The sequence below is a fragment of the Streptomyces sp. NPDC051738 genome, from assembly GCF_044453205.1.
Taxonomy (GTDB): domain Bacteria; phylum Actinomycetota; class Actinomycetes; order Streptomycetales; family Streptomycetaceae; genus Streptomyces.
Window position 1 is genome coordinate 103,499 of sequence record NZ_JBITCM010000023.1, and the last position, 22,812, is coordinate 126,310.

Here is a 22,812-nt window from a genome sequence, read left to right on the forward strand (position 1 = left end):
ACAGCCCGGGGAAGCCGTGGCAGCGGCTCGACCCTCGACATCGCAGGAGGCCGCTCTCCGCTGTGGAAGCGCCGGTGCGCTGGACGGGAGGACCCGTCAGGGAGTGGCCGTATCGGCCCGGGAGTCGGAGGGCTGAGCGGAGGTGTCGTCCAGGAATTCGCGGATCGCGAAGCCCACCAGCGTGATCACCGCGGTCCACACCACCACTGCCGTGGTCGGGTAGGTCCAGGTGAACAGGACGATCGCCGCGATCAGCAGGATGGCGACGCCGATCCCGCGCTTGAAACGATGGACGAACCGCCCGACCGCACCCGTGCGGAACCCCGCCGACGTCGCCACGTCGCGCACGGCTCCGATGCTCCTTCGGCAGCCGGTGCGCGTGAGAACGGCGATCCGGGACGGTCCGGCGAGGAAGGCACCGATGGCGGTGAACAGGGCGACCGCGGCGAGTGCCCGCACGCCGGCCCGCAGGAACTTGATCAGCGCGTCGTACACGGCTCCCGCTGCCGCCTGGGAGGTACCGGGCGGCAGTCGGTCGAGATAGACGTCACGGGCGACGGTGAGGGAGATACCCAGGACCAGCATGGCGACGAACACGGCCAGGGCCGCCCCGATCACCGCGTGCCGGCGGTTGAACGCCACGTAGACTCCGGCAGCCGCGACCAGGAGCGCGATGAGGGGCAGCCAGCCGCCGAGAATCTGCAGCACTCTCACATAGGTCTTGATCTCGCCGATGTCCTTGGACGCGAACACCACGAAGTCCGTGTGGACTTCAGGGATCTTCGCGGCGGGCGTGAGGCCGGCGGCGACCAGCCGGTCCTTGACCTGGGCGACGATCGGCCCCACGTCGATGACGACCTGGTTGTCCACCAGCTTGACCGCGCCCTCGCCCTCGCCGGTCAGCGCCTCGTCCAACGCCGCGTGCGCCCTGCGGTTGCCCTCCACCCAGGCCGTCTGGAACGCGCTGCTGGTGACCACCCGCTCCACCGTGCTGCCGACCAGTTGCTTGAGGCCGCTCTCGATCGGGCCGTCCAGGTTCTTCAGCAGCTCGGCGGCCCTCGGGGGCACTCCCCGCTGCGATGCCGCGTCCGTCAGCTGCTGGACCAGCGCGTCCACGTCGACGCGCTCCAGCACGGCGGAGGTGACGCGGTTGGTGACCGCCGTCTGCACATCGGGATTGCTCGCCAGCGGCCCGACGGTCTCGACGTAGCGGTCCGTGTCCTGCACGATGCTGTTCGCCCACACCGCGACGACGGACAGCAGCGACAGCAGCGCGGCGACGAGGATCAGCAGGGCAGCGCCGAGCGACCGAAAGGGGTGGTGGCGCCGCGGCGGCCCGGCGACCTCCAGGGCACCCACACGGCGCCGCAGTTCCTCCAACTCGCCGCGCTCCCGGGCGGAGAGCCCGCCGTCACCGGTGTCAGTCATGGTCCCCAGCAGATGTCCGTGGCCCACAACGCGCCACCTGGGTGGGCCAGGCCAGTGAACGGTGTGCGGCGGTGCGAGGACCAGGCCAGTTCGGACCGACGACGGTGACGCATGTCCCGGGCGGATACCGTGGCAAGCCCTGCAGCAGCGCTGCACGCCCGGCCGAGAGAGGGTGCTCGTGGATGGAGCCGCGAACGAGGGGCCGTCCTGCGGGGATGTTCGTCGGCCTGTGCACGCTGGATGTCATCCAGCTCGTGGATCATGTGCCGGCTTCCGACGAGAAGCTGACGGCACGTGAGCAGGTCGTGGCGGCAGGCGGCCCGGCGGCGAACGCGGCCGTGACCTTCGCCCACTTGGGCGGCTCGGCCGCGTTGCTCACCGCGATCGGTTCCCATCCGATGGGACATGCGGTCACGGCGGACCTGGACCGGGCGGGAGTGGCCGTGTCGGACCTGGCGGCGGACTCGGTCGAACCGCCTGCCGTGTCCTGCGTCCTGGTCACCGCGTCCAGCGGAGAACGCGCCGTCGCCTCGACCAACGCCACCGGGTACCGGCTCGCTCCGCCCGACGATCTCGACACGTGGGTGGCAGCCTGCGACATCGTCGAGTTCGACGGCCACCACATGGAGCTGGCTCAGGCCACCGCCCACGCCGCGCGTGCCGCCGGTCTCCGGACCGTGCTCGACGGGGGTAGCTGGAAGCCGGGTACGGAGAGCCTGCTGCCGTCGATCGACGTGGCCGTCTGCTCGGCCGACTTCCGCCCACCCGGCACGGACACGGACGCGCCGACGGACACCTTGCGGTTTCTGCGGGACCACGGGGTCATGTGGTCAGCCGTGAGCTACGGAGGGCGGCCGATCGTGTGGGCGGGCCCCGACTGCGGCGGGACCGTGGAGGTGCCTCCTGTCCGGGTGGCGGACACACTGGGCGCGGGCGACGTCCTGCACGGCGCGCTCACCCACCACCTCGCGGGGCAGCAGCAGCTGACCGCACAAGGCTTCGTCGAGGCCCTGCGCGCGGCGGCCGTGGTGGCCTCGCGGGCGTGTGCCTCGTTCGGCACCCGGGCCTGGATGCGGGACGGGTGACGCCGTCCCGCACAGGCCGGGAGGCTCCACTTGGCCACGCCGGGCAGCAGAGCAGTGGAAATGCAGCGGGCCGGGCCGAGTGCTGCAATGGCCACAAGGGCTGTTCCTCCGAGTGCTCACCGACGAGGAACTCCAGCCCCAGAAGCGCTGGATCCTCGGCTGACACGGAGGAAACGGGTGGTGCACGAGCCGAGGCCTCCGGCTGACCCGACTGCCCCCGCTGCCGTCACGCAGCCGGCGGAAGCCGACCGGCTGCGTGAGCTGTTGCGGAGCCCGGCCTACCAGAAGACGCTCGTCTTCTGCGCGCTCATCGGTATCCCGGTCTCCCTCGCCGCGTTCTGGTTCCTCGCCGGTCTGCACGAACTGGAGCACCTGCTGTGGGCCGAACTGCCCGCGGAGCTGGGTTGGGACACCCCTCCGTGGTGGTGGCCGCTGCCGCTGCTGACGCTCGCCGGCATCGCCGTCGGTCTCGTGGTCCGGCACCTGCCAGGAGCCGGCGGCCACGTTCCCGCCGCCGGTCTGCACGCCCCGGGTTTGCCCCTGGCCGCTCTGCCGGGAGTCGTCCTCGCGGCCTTGGCCAGCCTGCCGCTGGGTGCCACCCTCGGCCCCGAAGCCCCGTTGATCGCGTTCGGCGGCGGTCTGGCCATGCTCTTCGCGCATCTGGCCCGTGCCCCGGTGACACCGCAGAACGCCGCTCTCCTCGGAGCTGCCGGTGCCGCCGCGGCTCTTCCGGCGATCTTCGGCAACCCGCTGATCGGCGCGGTGATCCTCATCGAGGTGGCCGGAGTGGGCGGCCCGCGACTGTTCGCCGTGATGCTGCCGGCGCTCCTGTCCAGCGGGATCGGCTCGCTCGTCTTCACGGGGTTCGGCCGCTGGACCGGCCTCTCCACCGGCGGCCTTTCGCTCCCTTCGAAGGGGCCGTCGCCGCGCCTCGACGCCGGAGACGTGATCTGGTCGGTGCCCATGGCCGTCGCGATCGGACTCGCCCTGCACCTCATCTTCAACACTGGGCGCCTGACCGCGTTGTTCGTCTCGCGACGGCCGGTCGCCCACACGGCGGCCTGCGCCCTGGCCGCCGGGATGTGCGCCGCGGTGTACGCGCTGGCCACCGATCGGTCGCCGGCGGACGTGGCGTCGTCCGGTCAGGCCACGCTGGCCCGGCTGGCCGAGGACCCGCATGCCTGGGGTGTCGGTGCCCTGGTCGCCGTCCTGCTGTGCAAGGCGGCGGCGTACGCACTGTGTCTGGGCAGTCTGCGCGGTGGCCCCATCTTCCCCGCGCTGTTCCTGGGGGCCGCCGTGGGCGTTCTGCTGGCGCCGCTTCCCGGGTTGGGAGTCGTGCCCGGCCTGGCCGCGGGCATGGCAGCGGCGGCCGCTGCCGCGCTGCGCCTACCGGTGAGCAGCGCGGTGCTGGTCGTCCTGGTCATGGGCAGCGCCGAGATGACTCCCGTGGTGTTGCTCGCGGCGGTTGTGGGGTTCGCGACGGTCCAGCTGCTGCCGCCCGGCCGTACCGTGCCGCCTCCGGACGAACACGCCGGGCCACCGGCTGACGGGGCCTCCGACACACCGGACGAGGCGCCGACCGACCGTGCGTCCGACACACCGGACGGGCCACCGCCCGGCCGGAAGCCCGACCCGCCGAGCGGGCGTCCCGAGCACACCTGACCCGAACCGGCCGCGACCGTTTCCCCCCAGGTCCACCGCCACGCGGAGCCCGCGGAGGCGGACGCCCCGCTCGCCCCTGGAGCGACCCCAAGGCCCAACGACCCAACGGGGCCCTACGGCCCGCGAACGCCCGGATGCGCGCCCCGACCGGGCGGCCGACAGTAGAACCGCGAGCCTGCGACCAAGGAGCCCTCATGACGGACCGCCGACACCGCGCCGCCCCGACACCCCGACACAACGCCGCCGCGCCGACAGCACCCGCCCCGCAGTGGATCCCCGCCCGACCGGGCCACCGCCCGCGATGAGCGCGCACCCGCGTCCCCCGTCTCCCCCCTCCCCACCCCCGCCCCGCATGTCCGAGGCAGCCTTCCGCGCCCTGTACCGCCGACTGCGTGAGCAGGTGCCCACCGGCACGACCCGCCGCCACGGAGCGCTGGGCCTGCTCACGCCCGAGCATGTCGTGGCCGCCGCCGGCGAGGTCCGCAGCGGACGCACCGTCTCGCTCGCCGCAGACATCGAGGTCGCGCCCGGCCCCGGCAATCCGGAGCCCGCCACCCACCGGATGATCGCGCCGACGCGCCACGAGTCCACCTCCCACGGGCTGCACTTCGCCCGCGACCGGTTCGCCATGAACGTGCACGGCGATGTCGACAGCCACCTCGACGCGCTCTGCCACGTGATGTTCGACGGCGAGCTCTACGGCGGTGTCCCGGCGAGCAAGGTGACCCCGGACCACGCCGGTGCGCTGACCCTGGATCTCGTGCGGGACGGCATCGTCGGACGCGGTGTGCTGCTGGACGTCCCCCGGCTGCGGGGCGTGCCCTGGTTGGAGCCCGGCGACCCGGTGACCGCCGAGGACCTGGTGGCCGCCGAGACCGCCCAGGGGGTCACGGTCGGGCCGGGCGACCTGCTGTTCGTGCGCGTGGGGCACCGCCGTCGGCGCCGCAGCCTCAGTGCCTGGGACCCGGCTCGGGCCCGGGCGGGCCTGCACCCGGAGGCGATGCGCTTCCCGGCCGAGCGGGGCGTGGCCGTCCTCGGATCGGACGGCAACAACGACGCGGCACCGAGCCCGGTCCCCGGCATCGACTACCCCGTGCACGTCCTGGCCGTGAACGCCATGGGCGTGCATCTGCTGGACTACCTGGACCTCGATGAGCTGGCGGACGTCTGCTCGGAGTCGGCCCGCTGGCACTTCCTGTGCGTGGTCGCCCCGCTGCGGCTTCCGTCGGCGACGGGCTCCCCGGTGAATCCGATCGCCGTCCTGTGAACTGTCCTGTGAACTGCCGGGGGCTCTGTTGCGGATGCCGCATCTGTGGCGTCCGTATACGTTCGAAGTGGGGGCTTCCTCGTCTCCAGGTCACCGCAAGGACGGGAGACCAGCCCCGACAAGGACGGTGGGCGTCATGGGCGACTTCCCCCAGTACGACGTCATCATCATCGGCACCGGTGCCGGCGGCGGAACCCTCGCCCACCGGCTCGCCCCCTCGGGCAAGCGGGTCCTGATCCTGGAACGCGGTGACTACCTGCCACGTGAGCGCGACAACTGGGACTCCACGGCCGTGTTCGTCAAGGCCAAGTACCGGGCCCCGGAGTTCTGGCTCGACAAGCACGGCAACGAGTTCCCGCCCGAGGTCAACTACTACGTCGGCGGCAACACCAAGTTCTACGGTGCGGCCCTGTTCCGGCTGCGGCCGGAGGACTTCGGGGAGATACGCCACCACGGCGGTCTGTCCCCCGCCTGGCCGATCCGCTACGAGGACCTGGAGCCGTACTACACCCAGGCGGAGCACCTCTACCGGGTGCACGGCCGGCACGGCGAGGACCCCTGGGAAGGCCCGTGCAGCGCCCAGTACGCCCATCCACCGGTCGAACACGAGCCGCGCATCCAGCAGTTGAGCGACGACATGGAGAAGCAGGGGCTGCACCCCTTCCACCTGCCCATCGGAGTCGACCTCACCCAGGACGAGAACGGCAAGGCCACCCACCTGAGCGCCTGCATCCGCTGCAACCGGGTCGACGGGTTCCCGTGCCTGGTCCGGGGCAAGTCCGACGCCCAAGTGGTCTGCGTCGAACCGGCCTTGGCGCATCCGAACGTGGAGATGATCACCAACGCCCACGTGACGCGCCTCGACACCGATCCGACGGGGCGCAGTGTCACAGCGGTCGTGGCCCGACTCGCGGACGGGGAGCCGGCCCGCTTCTCGGCGGACATCGTGGTCGTGGCCTGCGGAGCGGTCAACTCCGCCGCGCTGCTGCTCGCTTCGGCGGGCGACCGGCACCCGGGCGGGCTGGCGAACAGCTCGGGCGTGGTCGGGCGCCACTACATGCGGCACAACAACCTCGCCCTGATGGCCGTGTCGAAGGAGCCCAACGACACGCAGTTCCAGAAGACGCTGGCGCTGCACGACTGGTACCTGGGCGCGGACGACTGGGACTATCCGCTCGGCGGCATCCAGATGCTCGGCAAGTCGGACGCCGAACAGATCCACGGCGAGGCCCCGCGCTGGGCCGGTGCGATGGCTCCCGACATGCCCTTCGAGGTGCTGGCCCACCATGCAGTCGACTTCTGGCTGTGCGGGGAGGACCTGCCGCAGCCCGACAACCGGGTCACGCTGGACGGCAACGGCCGTATCCGCCTCACGCTCGACGAGAGCAACAACATCGCCGGACTCGGGCGTCTGCGGCACAAGCTCCAGCACCTGCTGGGCCACCTCGGCATGCACGAGGACCACCTGCTGTCGCACAGCATCTACCTGCACAAGGGCATGCCCATCGGGGCGACCGCGCACCAGGCGGGCACGGTGCGGTTCGGCACCGACCCGGCATCCTCCGCCCTGGACGTCCACTGCAAGGCGCACGACGTCGACAACCTGTACGTGGTCGACACGAGCTTCTTCCCGAGCATCGGGGCGGTCAACCCGTCCCTGACGGCCATGGCGAACGCCCTGCGGGTCGGCGATCACCTCGTGGAGCGGCTGAGTTGACCGAGGCCGGGCGGCGGTCGGGTGACCCGCCTTCGAGCGGGCGAAGGTCCTGCGCCGGTCGGCGCAACGCCCGCTTGTGCCGCGCGCCGTCTCCCGCCCCCGGTGATTGGGTGGCGCCCTGACCTCCGGGCCACGGCCCGGGCGACCCCGCCACGCAGGAGGCAGTGACCGTGAGTTCCCCCGAGGGCGCGCCCCGCAACGTGCTCCCCGCCCATCTGCTCAAGGGACAGAAGGCCCTGGTCACCGGGGCGAACTCCGGCATCGGCAGAGCGACGGCCGTGGCCATGGGCCGGGCCGGGGCCGACGTCGTCGTGAACTACGTGGCCGGTGCCGAGGAAGCCGAGAAGGTGGTCGAGGAGATCAAGTCCTTCGGGGTGCTGGCGGCCGCCTACGAGGCGGACGTCTCGGACGAGGATCAGGTCGTCGCGATGACGAACCGGATGGTCGAGGAGTTCGGCACGATCGACATCCTGGTCGCCAACGCCGGGCTGCAGCGCGACGCCGCGTTCACCGAGATGACGCTCGCCCAGTGGCGCAAGGTCCTCGACGTCAACCTCACGGGGCAGTTCCTGTGCGCCCGGGAGGCCACCAAGGAGTTCCTGCGGCGGGGCGTCGTCCCCGAGGTGTCCCGTGCGGCGGGCAAGATCATCTGTATGAGTTCCGTGCACCAGGTCATCCCGTGGGCCGGGCACGTCAACTACGCGTCCTCCAAGGGCGGCGTGCAGATGATGATGGAGACGCTCGCCCAGGAACTCGCGCCGAAGAAGATCCGCGTGAACGCGATCGCCCCGGGCGCCATCAAGACCCCCATCAACCGCAGCGCCTGGGACACGCCCGAGGCCCGCGACGACCTCCTCAAGCTCATCCCCTACGACCGTGTCGGCGACCCGGAGGACATCGCGCACGCGGCCGTCGGCCTCGCCTCCGACCTCATGGACTACGTGGTGGGCACCACGCTCTTCGTGGACGGAGGGATGACCCTCTTCCCCGGTTTCGCCACCGGCGGCTGACACCACCCGCACGACGGCCCCGGACGGAACTCGGATGCACACCACCCTCCACCTGCTGGCGGACGCGCCGGCGCAGCTGTTGCCGGCCAGGTCCCTGATGGCCTTCACCCTGGCGTCCCACATCATCCTGGTGCCCCTGGGTGTGGCGCTGCCGCTGATCACGCTCATCCTGCACGGCTACGGGCTGCGCCGCGGGGACCGTACGGCTCTGCTGCTGGCGCGCCGCTGGTCGGCGGTCATGGCGGTCCAGTTCGCGATCGGGGTGGTCACCGGCACCGTGCTGTCCTTCGAGTTCGGGCTGCTCTGGCCGGGGCTGATGGGCAGGTGGGGCGATGTCTTCGGAATCGGGTTCGGCGTCGAGGCATGGGCCTTCTTCCTGGAGGCCGTCCTGATCGCCATCTACCTGTACGGCTGGCGACGGCTGCCCGCCCGTACCCATTTCCTGCTCGGACTGCCCCTGCCCGTCACGGCACTGCTCGGCGCCTTCGGGATCCTGGCGGCCAACTCCTGGATGAACACCCCGCGCGGCTTCAGCCTCGACTCCGCGGGCAATCCCGTCGACGTGAACATCTGGAAGGCGATCTTCACACCGATGTTCGGCCCGCAGTACTGGCACTTCGTGGTGGCGATGCTCGTGACGGCTGGCTATGTGGTGGCCGGCGTCTACGCCGTCGGTTGGCTGCGCGGCCGCCGGGACCGCTACCACCGGCTCGGTTTCACGATCCCCTTCACGGTCGCCGCGGTGTTCACGCCGGTGCAGTTCGTGCTGGGCGACTCCATCGCCCGGCGGGTCTTCCACGAGCAGCCGGTGAAGTTCGCCGCCATGGAGATCGTCTGGAAGACCGACACCCATGTGCCGGAGTACCTGTTCGGCCGGCTGCATACGGACGGGAGCGTCTCCGGCGGTATCAAGATCCCGCAACTCGACTCCATCCTCGCGGGTTTCAGCCCGGACACCAGGGTGACCGGGCTGACCTCGGTCCCCGCGGACCAGCGTCCGAACGCCGCCCAGGCGACCATCGCCCACTGGGCCTTCGACATCATGGTCGGCATCGGCAGCCTGCTCGGGGTGCTCGCCCTGTGGTACGGCCTGGTCTGGCTGCGACGGCGCCGGCTGCCCGCCTCCCCGTGGTTCTACCGGTGCGCCGCCGTGGCCGGGGTCGCCTCCGTCGTCGCGGTGGAATGCGGCTGGATCACCACCGAGGTGGGCCGCCAGCCGTGGATCGTCTACGAGAACATGCGGGTCGCCGAAGCCGTCACCTCGACCCGGGCCGCCAGTCTGTGGATCATGTTCGGCCTGGTCGTCGCGGTCTACGTGTTCGTCTTCGGTTCGTTCCTCGCGATCCTGCTGCGGATGCGCACCCGTTGGCGGCTCGCCGACGAGGAGGACGGACGGGCGGCCGGGGCCGGGACAGCGGTGGAGCCACCCGAGACGGACACACCCTACGGACCGCGCCCCACGGTGCCGTCCGGCGCGGCGCGGCGGTCCGGCGGCGACGCACCGTCCACGTCCGCCGAGGACCGGCCGTGATCGCCGACGTCATCGCCGTCGTCCTGCTGCTCGCGATCGCCGCCTACGCCTGCGCCGGCGGCACCGACTACGGCGCCGGCTTCTGGGATCTGACCGCAGGCGGGGCGGAGCGCGGCAAGCGGCCCCGGTGGCTGATCGACCACGCGATGGCTCCCGTGTGGGAGGTCAACAACGTCTGGCTGATCTTCGTACTCGTCATCATGTGGACGGGCTTTCCCGTCCTCTTCCAGCAGCTGTTCCAGTCGATGTGGCTTCCGCTCACGCTGGCCGCCGTGGGCACCATGCTGCGCGGCGCGGGCTTCGCGCTGCGCAAGCCCGCCCGTCGGCTGGCCGGACGGCGCCTGTACGGCGCGGTGTTCGCCGTCTCCTCCCTGCTGACGCCGTTCTTCCTCGGCGCCGCGGCCGGCGGAGTGGCGTCGGGCCGTGTGACCGCTGACACGAAGCCCTCGGACCACGCCTGGGCGCACCCCACCCCCGTGCTGTTCGGTCTGCTCGCCGTGGCGACCACCGCCCTGCTGGGCGCGGTGTTCCTCGCCGCGGACGCCCGGCGCTTCGGGGCACCGGATCTGGACGGCTACTTCCGGCGGCGGGCACTGGCCGCCCTGGGCACCGTCGCCGCTCTCGCCGTGATCACGCTGGTCGTCGCCCACGACGACGCGGCGCACGTGTGGCACGGGCTCACGCACGGAGTGGGACTCGTCTTCGTGGTCGTGGCGGCCGCGAGCACCCTCGCCACCGCCTGGCTGCTGCTACGTCCCTCCGGCTGGTCCCGGGTCACGGCGGTCGGCGTGGTCGCGTCCGCCGTCATCGCCTGGGGCATGGCACAGCGCCCGTATCTCGTCCCGACCTCGCTGACCGTCGCCGAGGGTGCGGGCGCCGACACCACCCTGCGTTGGCTGGGCCTGGTCACCCTCGTCGCCGTCGTGCTCGTCCTGCCCGCGGTCGTCCTGCTCTACTGGTTGGACACGCACGGTGAGCTGGAGGGCCTCACCGACGCCGATCTGCGGCGGGGTGCCGGTGACGAGGGCTGAGTCCCGCGGCGGGCGGCCGATCGGGCCCGGGTGCCTCAGGTTCGGTCGAGGGCCTCGTTCAGGGTGACGGCCGCGTCGATGAGGGCGAGATGGGTGAAGGCCTGCGGGAAATTGCCCAGCTGACGGCCTGTCGGGGCGATCTCCTCCGAGTACAGGCCCAGATGGTTGGCGTACCCCATCATCTTCTCGAACACCAGCCGCGCCCTGTCGGTGCGTCCCGCGCGCGCCAGGGCGTCGACGTACATGAAGGTGCACAGGGAGAAGGTGCCTTCCGAGCCGAGCAGGCCGTCGGGGGACGCCTCGGGGTTGTAGCGGTAGACCAGGCTGTCACTGACCAGTTCCTGTTCCATGCCGGCGAGAGTCGCCTGCCACATCGGGTCCTCGGGGGTGATGAACCCGACCGTCGACATGCGCAGCAGCGAGGAGTCGAGGACATCGCTGCCGTAGTGCTGGACGAAGGCCTGCCGTCCCTCGCTCCAGCCCTCGGCCATGACCTGCGCGTAGCAGTCGTCGCGGGCCTTGCGCCAGCGTTCGGCGGCAGCGGGCCTGCCGTTCGCTTCGGAGAGTCGCAGGGCGCGGTCGAAGGCCACCCAGGACATGACGCGGCCGTAGGTGAAGTCCTGGCGTCCGCCTCGGGTCTCCCACAGGCCCTCCTCCGCCTGGTCCCAGTGGTCGACCAGCCAGTCGAGGTTGGTCAGCAGCGCGTTCCAGCCGTGGTGCCCCATCTGGAGCCCGTGCCGGTGCGCGAAGTAGATGCTGTCGAGCGCCTCGCCGTAGATGTCCAGCTGGAGTTGCGAGGCCGCGCCGTTGCCGATGCGTACCGGGGCGGAACCCGCATAGCCCGCCCAGTGGTCGAGGGTCTCCTCGTCCAGGTCGGAGGAGCCGTCCACCTTGTACATGATGTTCAGCGGGCCTGTGTCGCCGTGTCGTCCGGCCCGCTCCTTGACCCGGTCGGCGAGCCACTGGATGAACGCCCTGGCTTCGTCGGTGAAGCCCAGCCCCACCAGGGCGTACACCGAGAAGGACGCGTCGCGTATCCAGGTGTACCGGTAGTCCCAGTTGCGCTCACCGCCCAGTTGTTCCGGGAGCGCGGCCGTCGGAGCGGCCACCACGGCGCCGGTGGGCGCGAAGGTCATGAGTTTCAGCGTGATCGCGGAGCGCTCCACGGTTTCGCGCCAGCGGCCCGTGTACCGCGACTGGTGCAGCCAGGTACGCCAGAACTGCACCGTCCCGTCGAAGAGTTGCTGGTACTCGGCCAGTCGCAGCTCCCTTGGCGGCCCGTTTGCCGCCCACTCCAGGGCCAGCCCGCGCTCCTGGCCCGCCTCCAGCGTCAGCGTGAAGTGCAGGTCGTCGCGGCGGTCGGTCAGCAGGTCGAGCAACCGCTCGTCCTGCGGTTCACGGATGGCGTGGACGGTGAGCTCCGAGCCGTCCTGCGCGGCGAACACCGCCCCGTGCTGGGTGATGTGCAACCGGTGCGCCTGCCGCCCGTAGTCGAACCGCGGCGCTATGTCCCCCTCGAACGTCATCCTGCCGCGCACGCAGCGGACCATGCGCACCAGGCGGTGGCTCTCGGCGACGTTCTTGCCGGTCACCGGCATGAAGTCGATCACCTCTCCGGCGCCCGCCTCGGTCATGAAGCGGGTGACGAGGATCGCCGTGTCGGGGAGGTACAACTGCTTGGTCGCGTAGGCATGGTGTCGCGGGCGGACCGTGCAGTGTCCGCCCTTGTCCTTGTCGAGCAGCGCGCCGAACACACTGGGCGAATCGAATCTCGGGACGCAGAGCCAGTCAACGCAGCCATCGGACGTCACCAGCGCCGCCGTCTGCAGATCGCCCAGGAGGCCGTGGTTCTCGATCAGTGGGTAGTCGTCCATCGGGGCCGCCCTTTCGGTGTGCGATTCACCCGAATGCCCCACGCATCACCCTAAGCCGAGGGCCCGGGATCGGCGCGCGGAGACGAGGGCCACGCCCGGCCGCGGCCGCGCAGCGGAGTGCCGTAGCCCGTTTCGTCGCGCACTCTGGAGGTGGGAAGGAGCGTCGATGGGGACTTGCTCAGGGGTACCGTCGAGCGGCCGAGTCGGCCCGGCGGGGTGAGGCGCGAAGCCGGCGGCCGGCGGCGGATCCGTGCCCTGCTGCGCGTGTCATGGTGGCGTGGCCGGATCAGGGAACTGACTGCCTGGCTGAAAGGCTTCCACGCGCGGGTGGAGACCCGCTTCCCGGTGGTCACAGGGCTCGTGGACCGCATGGTGTCGGTGAACATCTTCGACTCCGCCACCCGCATCGCGGCGCAGTGCTTCCTGACCGCCGTTCCGTTGCTGTTCGTGGTGGCTGCGTACGCGCCGACCGCGGTACGGGACCAGGTCTCCGCATCGGTCGGTGCCGTCTTCGGTCTGACCGGGCAGGCGAAGGACGAGATGAAGCAGGCGTTCGAGCCCCCCACCGACGATCTGCGCCAGGCGACCGGCCTGGTCGGCCTGCTCATGGTGCTGCTGTCGGCCACCGCGGTGAGTCGCGCCGTGCAACGGCTGTGCAGACGGGCCTGGCTCCTGCCCCGGACGGGGTCGAGAGTCGCTCCGTGGAGGTGGCTGGCGTGGATCGTCCTGTGGTTCGGCGCACTGGTCGTGCAAGGGCTGCTGCACAACGGGTTCGGTCAAGGGGTGGCGCTGGGAGTTCCGGTCATCCTGGTCATGCAGGCGGCCATGTGGTGGTGGACCCAGCACCTCCTGCTGGCCGGCGCCGTCCGCTGGGGGCCCCTCCTGCCCGGCGCCGTCATCACGGCGATCGCGGTCAGCGCCCTGTCCGTGACCGCGCACTTCTACATGCCCCGGGCACTCAACCGGGCCCTGGCCGACTACGGTTCCGCGGGCTCGGTCTTCGTCCTGCTGTCCTGGCTGATCATCGTGTGCGTGGCCGTCGCCGTCGGCCTCAGCGCGGGCGCGGTACTGTCCCAGGAGCCCTTTTTGAAGCGCCGCCTGGGATCCCCTGGGTGACCGCGCGCCGGCCCAGTGCACATCTGGTGCGTACTGGGCCGGGAACTGCGGGTCAGGCCAAGGAGGTCACCGGCACGAACGAACTGTCCTGCCGGGAACGTCTCTCTACCTCCACACACGCCCCCTGACCTGCGCGGCGATACCGCCTTACAGGACCGCGTGCACATCGCGTGCACGCTGACGACGACCGACCTCGATGCGGTGGCCTCGTGCGAGGTGACTTCGTGGATCACGACTTCCTCCGTCACTTCTGAGCAATGACGGCTGAGCCCGGCACACGCTCAAGAGTCTCGGCTCCTCGGTCCCCGCCGCACTGAAGCTGAGGAAGCGGCTCAAGCGCTTCGCACTGGACAACGAACTCGACCACCTGCCCGTCGGCGCCATCGTCTCGGTCGCGCTGGACGAGTGGCTCACCGCCCGCGGGTTCTGACCCGGACCGCAGGGCGCGGGGCGCCCACCCCCACACACGCAGGGGGCGGCCGCCCCTCCAGCCGACTATTCCATCGGTCCCGTGAGGCGAGCAGCCGGTTCTCCTGCAGAGGGCGACGGCCGTGTCTGTGCATTGCCTGTGAATGACGGCAACCTCCTGCCCGTCGGCGGCCACTAAGGGGCGACACCGGCTCGATCTTCCAGAACGGATGAGCAATGAAGAAGCAGCAGGCCCCACAGCACCGCCGACGCCGGCTTCGGCTCGCAGTGGGTACACCGCTGGCACTGATCGCTGCGGGCGTCCTCGCCTACGGCACGGTCTTCGGGACGTTCGGCGACGATGCCAAGCCCGAGGCGTCCGCTGCGACGGCCCCGGTTCCCGGCAACGCGATGGCAGCCGTGGCCGCGATGCAGCCGGGATGGAACCTGGGCAACAGCCTGGACGCCATCCCCAACGAGACCAACTGGGGCCAACCCCGCACCACCAAGGCGCTGCTGAACTCGGTCCGCGCCCAGGGCTTCAAGAGCATCCGCATCCCCGTGACCTGGAGCGACCACCAGGGAGCTGCTCCGAACCACACCATCGACCCGGCGTACCTGAGCCGGGTCAAAGAGGTCGTCGACTGGGCGATCGCCGACGGCTTCTACGTGATCCTCGACGTCCATCACGACTCCTGGCAGTGGACCAGCAAGATGGCCACCGACCACGACAAGGTCCTGACCCGCTTCAGCGCGACCTGGGCCCAGATCGCCACCGCGTTCCGGAACGAGCCCGCCAAGCTGGTCTTCGAGAGCATCAACGAGCCCCAGTTCGACAACGCCGACAACGCTCGCAAGGCCGACCTGCTCAACGAGCTGAACGCGTCCTTCCACAAGGTCGTGCGCGCATCGGGAGGCAACAACGCCAAGCGCCTGCTCATGCTGCCCACCCAGGTCTGCACCCCCGATCAGCGGCTGATGGACAACCTGGCCACCACGATCAAGTCGCTGCACGACCCCCGGTTGATCGCCACCGTGCACTACTACGGCTACTACCCGTTCAGCGTGAACGTCGCCGGCTCCACCCGCTTCGACGCGCAGGCCCGGGGAGACCTGGACAAGACGTTCGAACGGATGCGCGACACCTTCGTCGCCCAGGGCATCCCCGTCGTCCTCGGCGAATACGGCCTGCTCGGCTACGACCACGGTCCCGGCGCCGTGGAACGCGGCGAGATGCTGAAGTACTTCGAGGCGCTCGGCCACGCCGCCCGCACCAACAAGGTCACCACCGTGCTGTGGGACAACGGCTCCTTCTACGACCGCAGCAGGCTCCAGTGGAAGGATGCGGGGCTCTTCCGCCAGATCAAGTCGAGTTGGACGACGCGCTCGGCAACCGCCTCCTCGGACAACGTCTTTGTGCCGAAGTCCGGTCCCGTCAAGGACCGTACGCTCACGCTGAACCTGAACGGAACCACCCTCAAGGCTCTCAAGCAGGGCCCCACCAAGCTGGTCAACGGCAGGGACTACACCCTCTCCGGCAACCGGCTCACCCTGAAGGCGGCCACACTCTCCCGGCTCGTCGGCGACCGTTCCTACGGGGTCAACGCGACGCTCCAAGCCGAGTTCTCCCGAGGAGTCCCCTGGCGGATCCAGGTGATCACCCGCGACACCCCCGTGCAGTCGAACATGACAGGAACAACTGGTTCGTTCCGCATCCCCACGCAGTTCCGGGGTGACGTGCTGGCGACGATGAAGGCCGAGTACGCCGACGGCGGCAACGCCGGCCCGACCAGCTGGACCCCGTACCAGCAGTTCAACACCGCCTTCGCGCCGGACTACGCCAAGAAGGCCATCCGCCTCACGCCTGCCTTCCTCGACGCGGTCAAGGACAACGCGCGCGTGAAGCTCACCTTCCATTTCTGGAGCGGCGCCACCGTGACGTATTACGTGACCAAGTCGGGAAGCACGGTGACCGGCACGACGTCCTGAACTGAGGCCGGTGCCCGCCCGGGGAGGCTCCGGGCGGGCACCGGCCTCAGCCGCGGGCGAAGTCGCCGGCGCCCCGTTCACCGGACGTGGCGCGCGATGCCGGTCGCCTTCGCCATCAGCCACTCCAGAGGGCCGCGTGCGACATACCGCGACCAGAGCATCGCGAACGCCATGACACCCACCATGAAGCACCATGTCCCTGACGGCCTACGTCGGCCACTTCGTCGCCCAGTCCGTGCTCTCCGTGCCCGCCGGGACCGGCACCCAGCAGTCCTGGGTGCCGCTGCTCATGTTCATCCTCGGCGCGATCATGTTCGCCGCGATCTGGTCCCGCTTCTTCCGCCGCGGACCCTGGGAGTATCTGCTCAACGCCGCCGCCAAGCCGGCGAAGCACATCCGATGAGACCAGGTCGGGGTGGCTCGCCGCCCCGCCCACCCCTCGAGGGTGTCAGGCCAGGCGGCGCCCGCCCGTCACTTCCCCGCTGCTGTCGCGAAGGTGAGGGGTTCGCCGGAGCGCAGGTGTTCCCTCAGCCACTGCTCGGTGTTGCTCACGTGGAGCAGCGCGGCGGCCTGGCTGAGGGCGGCGTCACGGGTGGACAGGGCGTTGAAGATCGCCTCGTGCTCGGCGAGTGTGCGGCCCCCGGCCTTGTCGTCGACCAGACCGCGCCAGATGCGGGCGCGCAGGGTGCGGCCGGAGATCCCTTCCAGGAGGGTGAGGAGGGTCTCGTTGCCTGTGGCCGAGACGACGGCGCGGTGGAAGGCGGCGTCGTGGGCGTTGAGCCGTTCGACGTCGTCGCGGGCCTCGCGCATGGCGTCCAGATGCCGCTTGACCTCGGCCAGTTGGGCGTCGGAGATGCGGGTGGCGGCAAGAGCCGTGGCCATCGGTTCGAGGAGCCGCCGTACCTCCATGAGGTCCTGCAGGGCGACCGAGTCGCCTTGCAGCAGCTCCACCGCACCACCGAGCCCCTCCAGGAGCAGACTCGGCTGCAGGCTGGTCACATACGTACCGTCACCTCGCCGGACCTCCAGGACCCGCGCGACGGCCAGCGCCTTGACCGCTTCCCGGGCGAGGTTGCGGGACAGACCCAGCTGGGCGGCCAGGTCCTGCTCCGGTGGGAGCTTCGCCCCCGGAGGCAGCGCACCGGTCCGGATCAGCTCACGGATCTGCTCGATGGCCTTGTCCGTCAGAGACACCGCGTATCCCTCCCCCCACCGTGCCCCGTGAGCACGTCCGACCTGGTCAGCCCCTGAGTGCGGAGATCGTCCCAGAGACCGTCCGGGACGCGCTGATCATGGAGTTCCACGTTTCGTCCGACTGTTCCGGAGCCCGCATGCCGAGGGTGACGTTGATGATACTGGGATGCATGTGCGGGAGGGCGATCGCGGCGGCGGGCAGGGTGGTCCCGTGCGCCTCGCAGACCTCGGCGATCGCCCGAGCCCGGACGGCCAGAGCCGGCGGGGCGCCCCGGTAGTCGTACCTTCATGCCCTCGGCGGGCCGGTCACGGGAGAGCAGTCCCGAGGTGAACACGGATACCGCCACGACGCCCCTGCCGAGTTCCCGCGCGGCGGGCAGGACCTCGTCCAGCGCCGACTGGTCCAGGAGCGTGTAGCGCCCGGCCGGCATCACCGCCTCGATGGAGCGGAGCACGCCGTCCCGGCTGAAGTCCACCACAGCCGGCGCGGGCCGTCCCGTACGACGAAGCCCTCGGTGTCGACGCCGTGTGGCTCCTCGTTGGGCACGAGCAGCTTGCCCACCTTGGAGGAGGCGACGTACTCGGCACGCGGGCGGCCTCGCAGGGCGGTGCCCAGGCGGCGCTCGGAGAAGCAGACGGACGTGTTCTGGATCTTCCGCTGGTGCAAGACCTGCTCCTGGGATACGGCGATGGGGGCGCCGCTCAGCGTCTGCCGTGGGCCGACCCACCCGCGGTCACGGTCTTCAGGTCCAGGCCCAGCTCCTTGGCGTACTGGTGCGTGTTCCCGATGTAGGAGTTACAGAAGTCGGTGTCGGAGCGCGGGTAGTCGACGCCGGCCAGCGGCGGGTCCCTCGACGACGCAGCGGTGGTGGAGCCGCTGCCGCATTCACTGAGCAACGCCAATGCGGACAGGGCACCAGACGGCTGAACAGAGGGCGGTTCTGACCGCACAGTCGGCCATGAGACCCTGACAGACATACCATGTTTGGGCAGCCGCAAATCGCATCAAACATGACGCAAACGGCCCCAGTTGGCTAACCGTACGGCGATTTCATCCCTGCACATCAGTTGACATCCCAGGGAGACGTGACGGACCGTCATGCGTAACAAGCGCCGCCCGAGGCACAGCAGCCACGCAGACTCGCGTCCCCTTCTGCATCAGGGATGTCTCCATGTCGAGTTCGATCAACAGACGCCACTTCCTGGCCAGTGCCACCTCCGTGGCCGCGGCTGCCGTTTCCGGAGGTGTGTTCGGCGGCGACGTCGCCCAGGCGGCGCCCAGCACGTACACACCGGACTGGAACTCGCTCGACCAGCACCCGCCGGCTCCGGAGTGGTTCCAGGACGCGAAGTTCGGGATCTACTTCCACTGGGGCGCCTTCAGCGTCCCCGCCTACGACAACGAGTGGTACCCGCGCAGCATGTACCAGGCGGGCAGCAACGCCAACCAGCACCACATCGCGACCTACGGCCAGCCGTCGGCGTGGCCGTACCACAGCTTCATCAACGGTGCTCAGGACCTGGCGGGCAACTTCGTGAAGTTCGCGCCGAAGCTGAAGTCGGCCGGCGGGAAGTTCGACCCCGACGAGTGGGTGCAGTTGTTCGTCGACGCCGGCGCCAGGTTCGCCGGCCCGGTCGCCGAGCACCACGACGGCTTCTCCATGTGGGACAGCCAGGTCAACGAGTGGAACTCGGTGAACAAGGGCCCCGGTCTTGACCTGCTGACGCTCTTCTCCACGGCCATCCGCGCCAAGGGACTGAAGCTGCTGGTGGCCATGCATCACGCGTACAACTTCACCGGCTTCTACGAGCACGTCCCCGCCCAGACGGACAGCAGCCTCAAGAAGCTCTACGGACAGCTGGACTCGACCGCGGCGAACCAGCTCTGGTTCGACAAGCTCAAGGAGGTCATCGACCGCGCCCAGCCCGACATCCTGTGGCAGGACTTCAACCTGGACGCCGTCGAGGAGCAACAGCGCCTGAACTTCCTGGCGTACTACTACAACCAGGCGGGCAGCTGGGGCCGTGAGGTCGTCGCCACGTACAAGGACGGCATGAACGGCAAGGGCGAGGTCTTCGACTACGAGCGCGGCGGTCCGGGTGACCTGACCTCCCCGTACTGGCTGACCGACGACAGCATCTCCAGCAGCAGCTGGTGCTACACCCAGGGCATCGGCTACTACACCATCCAGCAGATGCTGCACTCGTTCATCGACCGGGTCAGCAAGAACGGCAACGTGCTGCTGAACATCGCGCCGATGGCCGACGGCACCATCCCCCAGGCGCAGAAGGACATCCTGCTCGGCATCGGAGACCATCTGAAGCGCTTCGGCGAGTCGGTGTACTCGACCCGCGCCTGGACGGCATACGGCGAGGGCCCGACGAAGATGGGCGGCGGCTCGTTCACCCGGCCGACGGCCGGCACGGCGCAGGACATCCGCTTCACCCGGAGCAAGGCGAACAACGTCCTGTACGCCACCGTCCTGGGCTGGCCGGGCAGCTCGCTGACGATCAAGACCCTCAGCTCGGACCGGATCAACCTCTCCTCGCTGACCTCGGTCAAGCTCCTCGGCTCCACCACCGGCACCTACATCGACCTGCCCGCACCGACCCAGACCTCCTCCGGCCTCACGGTCACCCTGCCCTCCTCGGCGCCCTACAGCGCGACCGCCTACGTCCTGAAGCTGGCATTCTCCGGCACGATCCCGGGCCTGCGGCCGCTCACCGGCGCCGTCGCCTTCGCGGACGTCAACTACACCGGCAGCACCGGCGTGTTCACCGTCGGCGACTACACCGCGGCCGACCTGACCGCGGCCGGACTGGGCCCGGGCACGCTCTCCTCTCTCCGGCCGGCCCCCGGTTACCAGGTGATCGGCTACTCCGGAGACAACTTCACCGGCACCTCCTGGACGTTCACCGCTGAGAACCCCGACCTGCGGATCACCGGCAACAACGACCAGATCACCTCGCTGAGGGTCCAGTTCAACCCGGCGACGTACTTCCGGATCACCAACGCCACCAACGGACTTGCCCTGGACAGCGGCGGCAACGTGGCCTCCGGGTCGAACCTCAAGCAGTGGACGTGGAACGGCAGTTCCCACCTGCAGTGGCAGGCGGAGGCGGTCGGGGGCGGCTACTACCGGCTGGTCAACCGCACCAACGGCATGGTCGCCGACGGCTGGGGCGCCACCGCCGACGGCTCTCCGGCGAGACAGGCCCCCTGGAACGGCGGCACCAACCAGCAATGGAAGATCACCCACCGAGGCGGCGACCGCTACTCGATCGCCAACCGCACCACCGGCCTGGTCCTCGACGGCGGCGGCAAAGTCGACTCGGGCTCCGTCACCAAGCAGTGGACGTACGGCAGCAGCTCCAACCTGCTGTGGACCTTCACGGCCCTCTGATCCTCGGGACGCGCGAGGCTGCGACGGCGTACTTCTACAACCAGCGCTGGAAGCTCGTCGACGCGGGCAGCGGATACGTCCGGCTCGTCAACGTACGCAACGGCTGGTGCGAAGACGTGGAGGGCGGATCGGCGGCCGACGGCGCCCGCGTCATCCAGTGGCCCGTCGGTGACGGAACCAACCAGCAGTGGCGCCTGGTCGCCCTCTGACCGTCACCGCGCTACTTCAACCGTGTGCCGGCCACGGCGATGCCCACGAGCAGCCCCCAGCACACCAACACCTCGATGCTGAATCGGCCGGAAAAACGTATGCGATGCCTTCTTGGAGCGCCGCACGGTGGGCCCGTTCGTCGGCCTGGGACCTGGGTACGCCAGTCGTCCAGGTAGCGCACCCGCATGCACGACCTTGGCGTACGCCTTGGTCACCGCCTCGGCGAGGATGTCCTTGCCGCCCACGCCGGGCCCCACTGCTTGGGGGCGAGGTAGGTGGTGGGGGTCAGTACGACTCCGTTGACGGCACCGGGGTGGTAGGCGCCGACCGGACGGTTGGCCGTCGGCGTAGGAGCGCGGGATGGAGAACACCTGTGGCCGCCATGCCCGTCGCGCTGTGCCCTGCGCAGGAGGGCGAGCCCTCCCTCGGGATCGGCGATACCGATCTTCCAGCCGCGCGGAGTGTTGGCGGGCAGGAACTGCACGAACTCGTAAACGTGGCCGATGCCGAGCCAGCCGGTATCCAGCACCAGCGGGTCCTGGGCCTGTTGGGCCTTGAGGAAGGCCGTGTGCGCGGGCAGCCGGGAGCCGTGCCGGCCGGTGATCCGGCCCGCCGGGTAGGACGTGCCGTGGTGGGTGTACGGCGGGATGGTCTCCAGGTTGCCGGTGGAGTTGATCTGGTCGTACCTCCCCGTGTTGAGCTGCGCGACGCCGACACTGGGCCCGCGCAGTTCGAAGACCTGCTTGCCGGCGTCACGGTCCATCTGTGCCGAGCGGATCATCGTCCGCAGGACGCGCGGTTTGCCGCCGGGGCCGGGCATGCTGACGTAGCCGGGCTTGATGAAGTCCTGCGCCCAGATGTCCGAGCCGTCCTTGAACTTGTACGTCGGCTTGGTGATACCGGGCTTGCGCACTTCCTTGGCGAACTGCTCGGCGAACCTGCCCTGATCGGGGTCCTGGCGGCTTCCGATCACGACCAACGCCTGCTCGGCCCTTTGAAGATGGTGCTGCGTCAGGACCGGGGCGGTGCGCAGCTTCACCTCGTCCATGGAGGTGCGATCGCCGTCGGCGACGGTGATCCGGCCGTCCCAGCCCTCCCGTATGACGTCCCGTCCGTCGAGGCCGAGTTGGAGCCCGGCGCGCAGTTCGGCGGCGGTGACGCGGGTGTTGTCGGTGACATGGGTCCAGGTGTCGCCGCGCTTGAGGAACAGCCGGACCTTGGACTTGCCCGCGCCGACCAGCTGGAGGCGGCCGATGGCGGCGTCGGAGGCGTTGTCGACCGGCACTGTGCGCAGCGGCGCCAGGTACCCGGATGCCCGTACGACATTGCCCTGGGCGTCGTTGCATGCCTGGAGCCGGGCGTTGGACAGCCAACGGCCGTCCGGCTTCCTCGTCTTGCAACGCCGGTGTTTGTCACCGATGTTGGGCAGGAGGATCGCGCCTCGCCGGCTGGTCCGCATCGTCTTGCCCGCGGCATCGGAATCCCCGGTGACATCGACAGCGCCGTCACGGTTCACGTCGGCGCGAAGGTCGGCCCGGACGTTCCCGGACTCAGCGCCTGTGGCGGTCGGCACGGTGCCGCAGGCGGCTGCCAGGGCGATCGCCAACGCTGTCGCGGCCCTGGGCATGACTCTGCTCATTCAGGTGCTCCTCGTGGTCTTGACCTGCACCTCCATCTCATCGAGGCTCTCCGAGCCATTCACTCCGCCGACCAGCAGGAGCACCCCCGCCGACAGGCCGGACTCCGGCCATCCGAAAGTGGTACCTGCGCCACAGGTCGGATCCGCCTCCCCCCCCCCCCCCCCGAATGCGACCACACCCCGGTGAGAATTCGCCGGCAACCTTTTCGCCTCGTGCGGTCACTGAACAGGTGCACCATCGGCTCGA

Annotated in this window: 17 protein-coding genes and 2 pseudogenes; 12 read left to right on the top strand and 7 right to left on the bottom strand. The window is 69.9% G+C overall.

Annotated elements, in window-relative coordinates; all coding sequences use genetic code 11:
• Nucleotides 1-96: 96 nt before the first annotated feature.
• Nucleotides 97-1,428: a hypothetical protein gene (locus ACIA8X_RS38935; RefSeq protein WP_399460282.1), complete on the bottom strand. Its 1,332-nt coding sequence runs from the start codon at nt 1,426-1,428 to the stop codon at nt 97-99.
• Nucleotides 1,429-1,610: 182 nt separating this feature from the next.
• Between ACIA8X_RS38935 and ACIA8X_RS38940 the strand changes: the two genes are divergently transcribed.
• From ACIA8X_RS38940 to ACIA8X_RS38970, 7 genes are all read left to right on the top strand, one after another.
• Complete coding sequence (locus tag ACIA8X_RS38940) at nt 1,611-2,513, top strand: PfkB family carbohydrate kinase (RefSeq protein ID WP_399460283.1); 903 nt, start codon at nt 1,611-1,613, stop codon at nt 2,511-2,513.
• 180 nt (nt 2,514-2,693) lie between these two features.
• Nucleotides 2,694-4,175, top strand: coding sequence for a chloride channel protein (locus tag ACIA8X_RS38945; RefSeq protein ID WP_399460284.1), 1,482 nt, complete (start codon nt 2,694-2,696; stop codon nt 4,173-4,175).
• 352 nt (nt 4,176-4,527) lie between these two features.
• Nucleotides 4,528-5,442 carry a cyclase family protein gene (locus tag ACIA8X_RS38950; RefSeq protein WP_399460285.1) on the top strand — a complete coding sequence of 305 codons (915 nt, stop codon included), beginning with the start codon at nt 4,528-4,530 and terminating at the stop codon, nt 5,440-5,442.
• Between the two features lie 136 nt (nt 5,443-5,578).
• Nucleotides 5,579-7,159: a GMC oxidoreductase gene (locus ACIA8X_RS38955; protein WP_399460286.1), complete on the top strand. Its 1,581-nt coding sequence runs from the start codon at nt 5,579-5,581 to the stop codon at nt 7,157-7,159.
• 170 nt (nt 7,160-7,329) lie between these two features.
• Nucleotides 7,330-8,169 carry an SDR family oxidoreductase gene (locus tag ACIA8X_RS38960; protein ID WP_399460287.1) on the top strand — a complete coding sequence of 280 codons (840 nt, stop codon included), beginning with the start codon at nt 7,330-7,332 and terminating at the stop codon, nt 8,167-8,169.
• 34 nt (nt 8,170-8,203) lie between these two features.
• Complete coding sequence (locus tag ACIA8X_RS38965) at nt 8,204-9,700, top strand: cytochrome ubiquinol oxidase subunit I (RefSeq protein ID WP_399460288.1); 1,497 nt, start codon at nt 8,204-8,206, stop codon at nt 9,698-9,700.
• Nucleotides 9,697-10,731 (top strand): cytochrome d ubiquinol oxidase subunit II, encoded by a 1,035-nt coding sequence (locus ACIA8X_RS38970; RefSeq protein WP_399460289.1) that lies wholly within the window; start codon nt 9,697-9,699, stop codon nt 10,729-10,731. Before ACIA8X_RS38965 ends, ACIA8X_RS38970 begins: the two co-directional genes overlap by 4 nt.
• Nucleotides 10,732-10,766: 35 nt before the next feature.
• Here ACIA8X_RS38970 and ACIA8X_RS38975 read toward each other — a convergent pair whose 3' ends face one another.
• On the bottom strand, nt 10,767-12,605 hold the full coding sequence (locus ACIA8X_RS38975) for a glycoside hydrolase family 15 protein (RefSeq protein ID WP_399460290.1): 1,839 nt from the start codon (nt 12,603-12,605) through the stop codon (nt 10,767-10,769).
• 264 nt (nt 12,606-12,869) lie between these two features.
• Between ACIA8X_RS38975 and ACIA8X_RS38980 the strand changes: the two genes are divergently transcribed.
• The gene (locus tag ACIA8X_RS38980; protein WP_393460029.1) at nt 12,870-13,721 is read left to right on the top strand and encodes a YhjD/YihY/BrkB family envelope integrity protein; all 852 of its coding nucleotides are present in this window, start codon (nt 12,870-12,872) and stop codon (nt 13,719-13,721) included.
• A gap of 645 nt (nt 13,722-14,366) precedes the next feature.
• On the top strand, nt 14,367-16,118 hold the full coding sequence (locus ACIA8X_RS38985) for a cellulase family glycosylhydrolase (protein ID WP_399460291.1): 1,752 nt from the start codon (nt 14,367-14,369) through the stop codon (nt 16,116-16,118).
• Between the two features lie 77 nt (nt 16,119-16,195).
• Here the strand turns inward: ACIA8X_RS38985 and ACIA8X_RS38990 are convergent, their stop codons facing one another.
• Complete coding sequence (locus tag ACIA8X_RS38990; RefSeq protein ID WP_393460035.1) at nt 16,196-16,291, bottom strand: hypothetical protein; 96 nt, start codon at nt 16,289-16,291, stop codon at nt 16,196-16,198.
• 17 nt (nt 16,292-16,308) lie between these two features.
• On the opposite strand from ACIA8X_RS38990, the pseudogene ACIA8X_RS38995 reads away from it, so the two are divergent.
• Nucleotides 16,309-16,521 (top strand): annotated as a pseudogene (locus ACIA8X_RS38995) (DUF418 domain-containing protein); the annotation flags it as partial.
• A gap of 68 nt (nt 16,522-16,589) precedes the next feature.
• Here the strand turns inward: ACIA8X_RS38995 and ACIA8X_RS39000 are convergent.
• The 3 genes and pseudogenes from ACIA8X_RS39000 to ACIA8X_RS39010 all read right to left on the bottom strand — a co-directional run bounded on the left by ACIA8X_RS39000 (nt 16,590) and on the right by ACIA8X_RS39010 (nt 18,215).
• Complete coding sequence (locus ACIA8X_RS39000) at nt 16,590-17,312, bottom strand: FadR/GntR family transcriptional regulator (protein WP_393460038.1); 723 nt, start codon at nt 17,310-17,312, stop codon at nt 16,590-16,592.
• A pseudogene (locus ACIA8X_RS39005) lies at nt 17,303-17,940 on the bottom strand (aldo/keto reductase); the annotation flags it as partial. The gene ACIA8X_RS39000 and the pseudogene ACIA8X_RS39005, both read right to left, overlap by 10 nt.
• A gap of 74 nt (nt 17,941-18,014) precedes the next feature.
• Nucleotides 18,015-18,215, bottom strand: coding sequence for a hypothetical protein (locus tag ACIA8X_RS39010; RefSeq protein WP_393460041.1), 201 nt, complete (start codon nt 18,213-18,215; stop codon nt 18,015-18,017).
• Nucleotides 18,216-18,484: 269 nt separating this feature from the next.
• Here ACIA8X_RS39010 and ACIA8X_RS39015 point away from each other — a divergent pair, with 269 nt between their 5' ends.
• Complete coding sequence (locus ACIA8X_RS39015) at nt 18,485-20,716, top strand: alpha-L-fucosidase (RefSeq protein ID WP_399460292.1); 2,232 nt, start codon at nt 18,485-18,487, stop codon at nt 20,714-20,716.
• Nucleotides 20,695-20,925, top strand: coding sequence for an RICIN domain-containing protein (locus tag ACIA8X_RS39020; RefSeq protein ID WP_399460293.1), 231 nt, complete (start codon nt 20,695-20,697; stop codon nt 20,923-20,925). Before ACIA8X_RS39015 ends, ACIA8X_RS39020 begins: the two co-directional genes overlap by 22 nt.
• Before the next feature lie 212 nt (nt 20,926-21,137).
• Here the strand turns inward: ACIA8X_RS39020 and ACIA8X_RS39025 are convergent, their stop codons facing one another.
• The gene (locus tag ACIA8X_RS39025; RefSeq protein ID WP_399460294.1) at nt 21,138-22,565 is read right to left on the bottom strand and encodes a protein-arginine deiminase family protein; all 1,428 of its coding nucleotides are present in this window, start codon (nt 22,563-22,565) and stop codon (nt 21,138-21,140) included.
• Between the last annotated feature and the right edge of the window lie 247 nt (nt 22,566-22,812).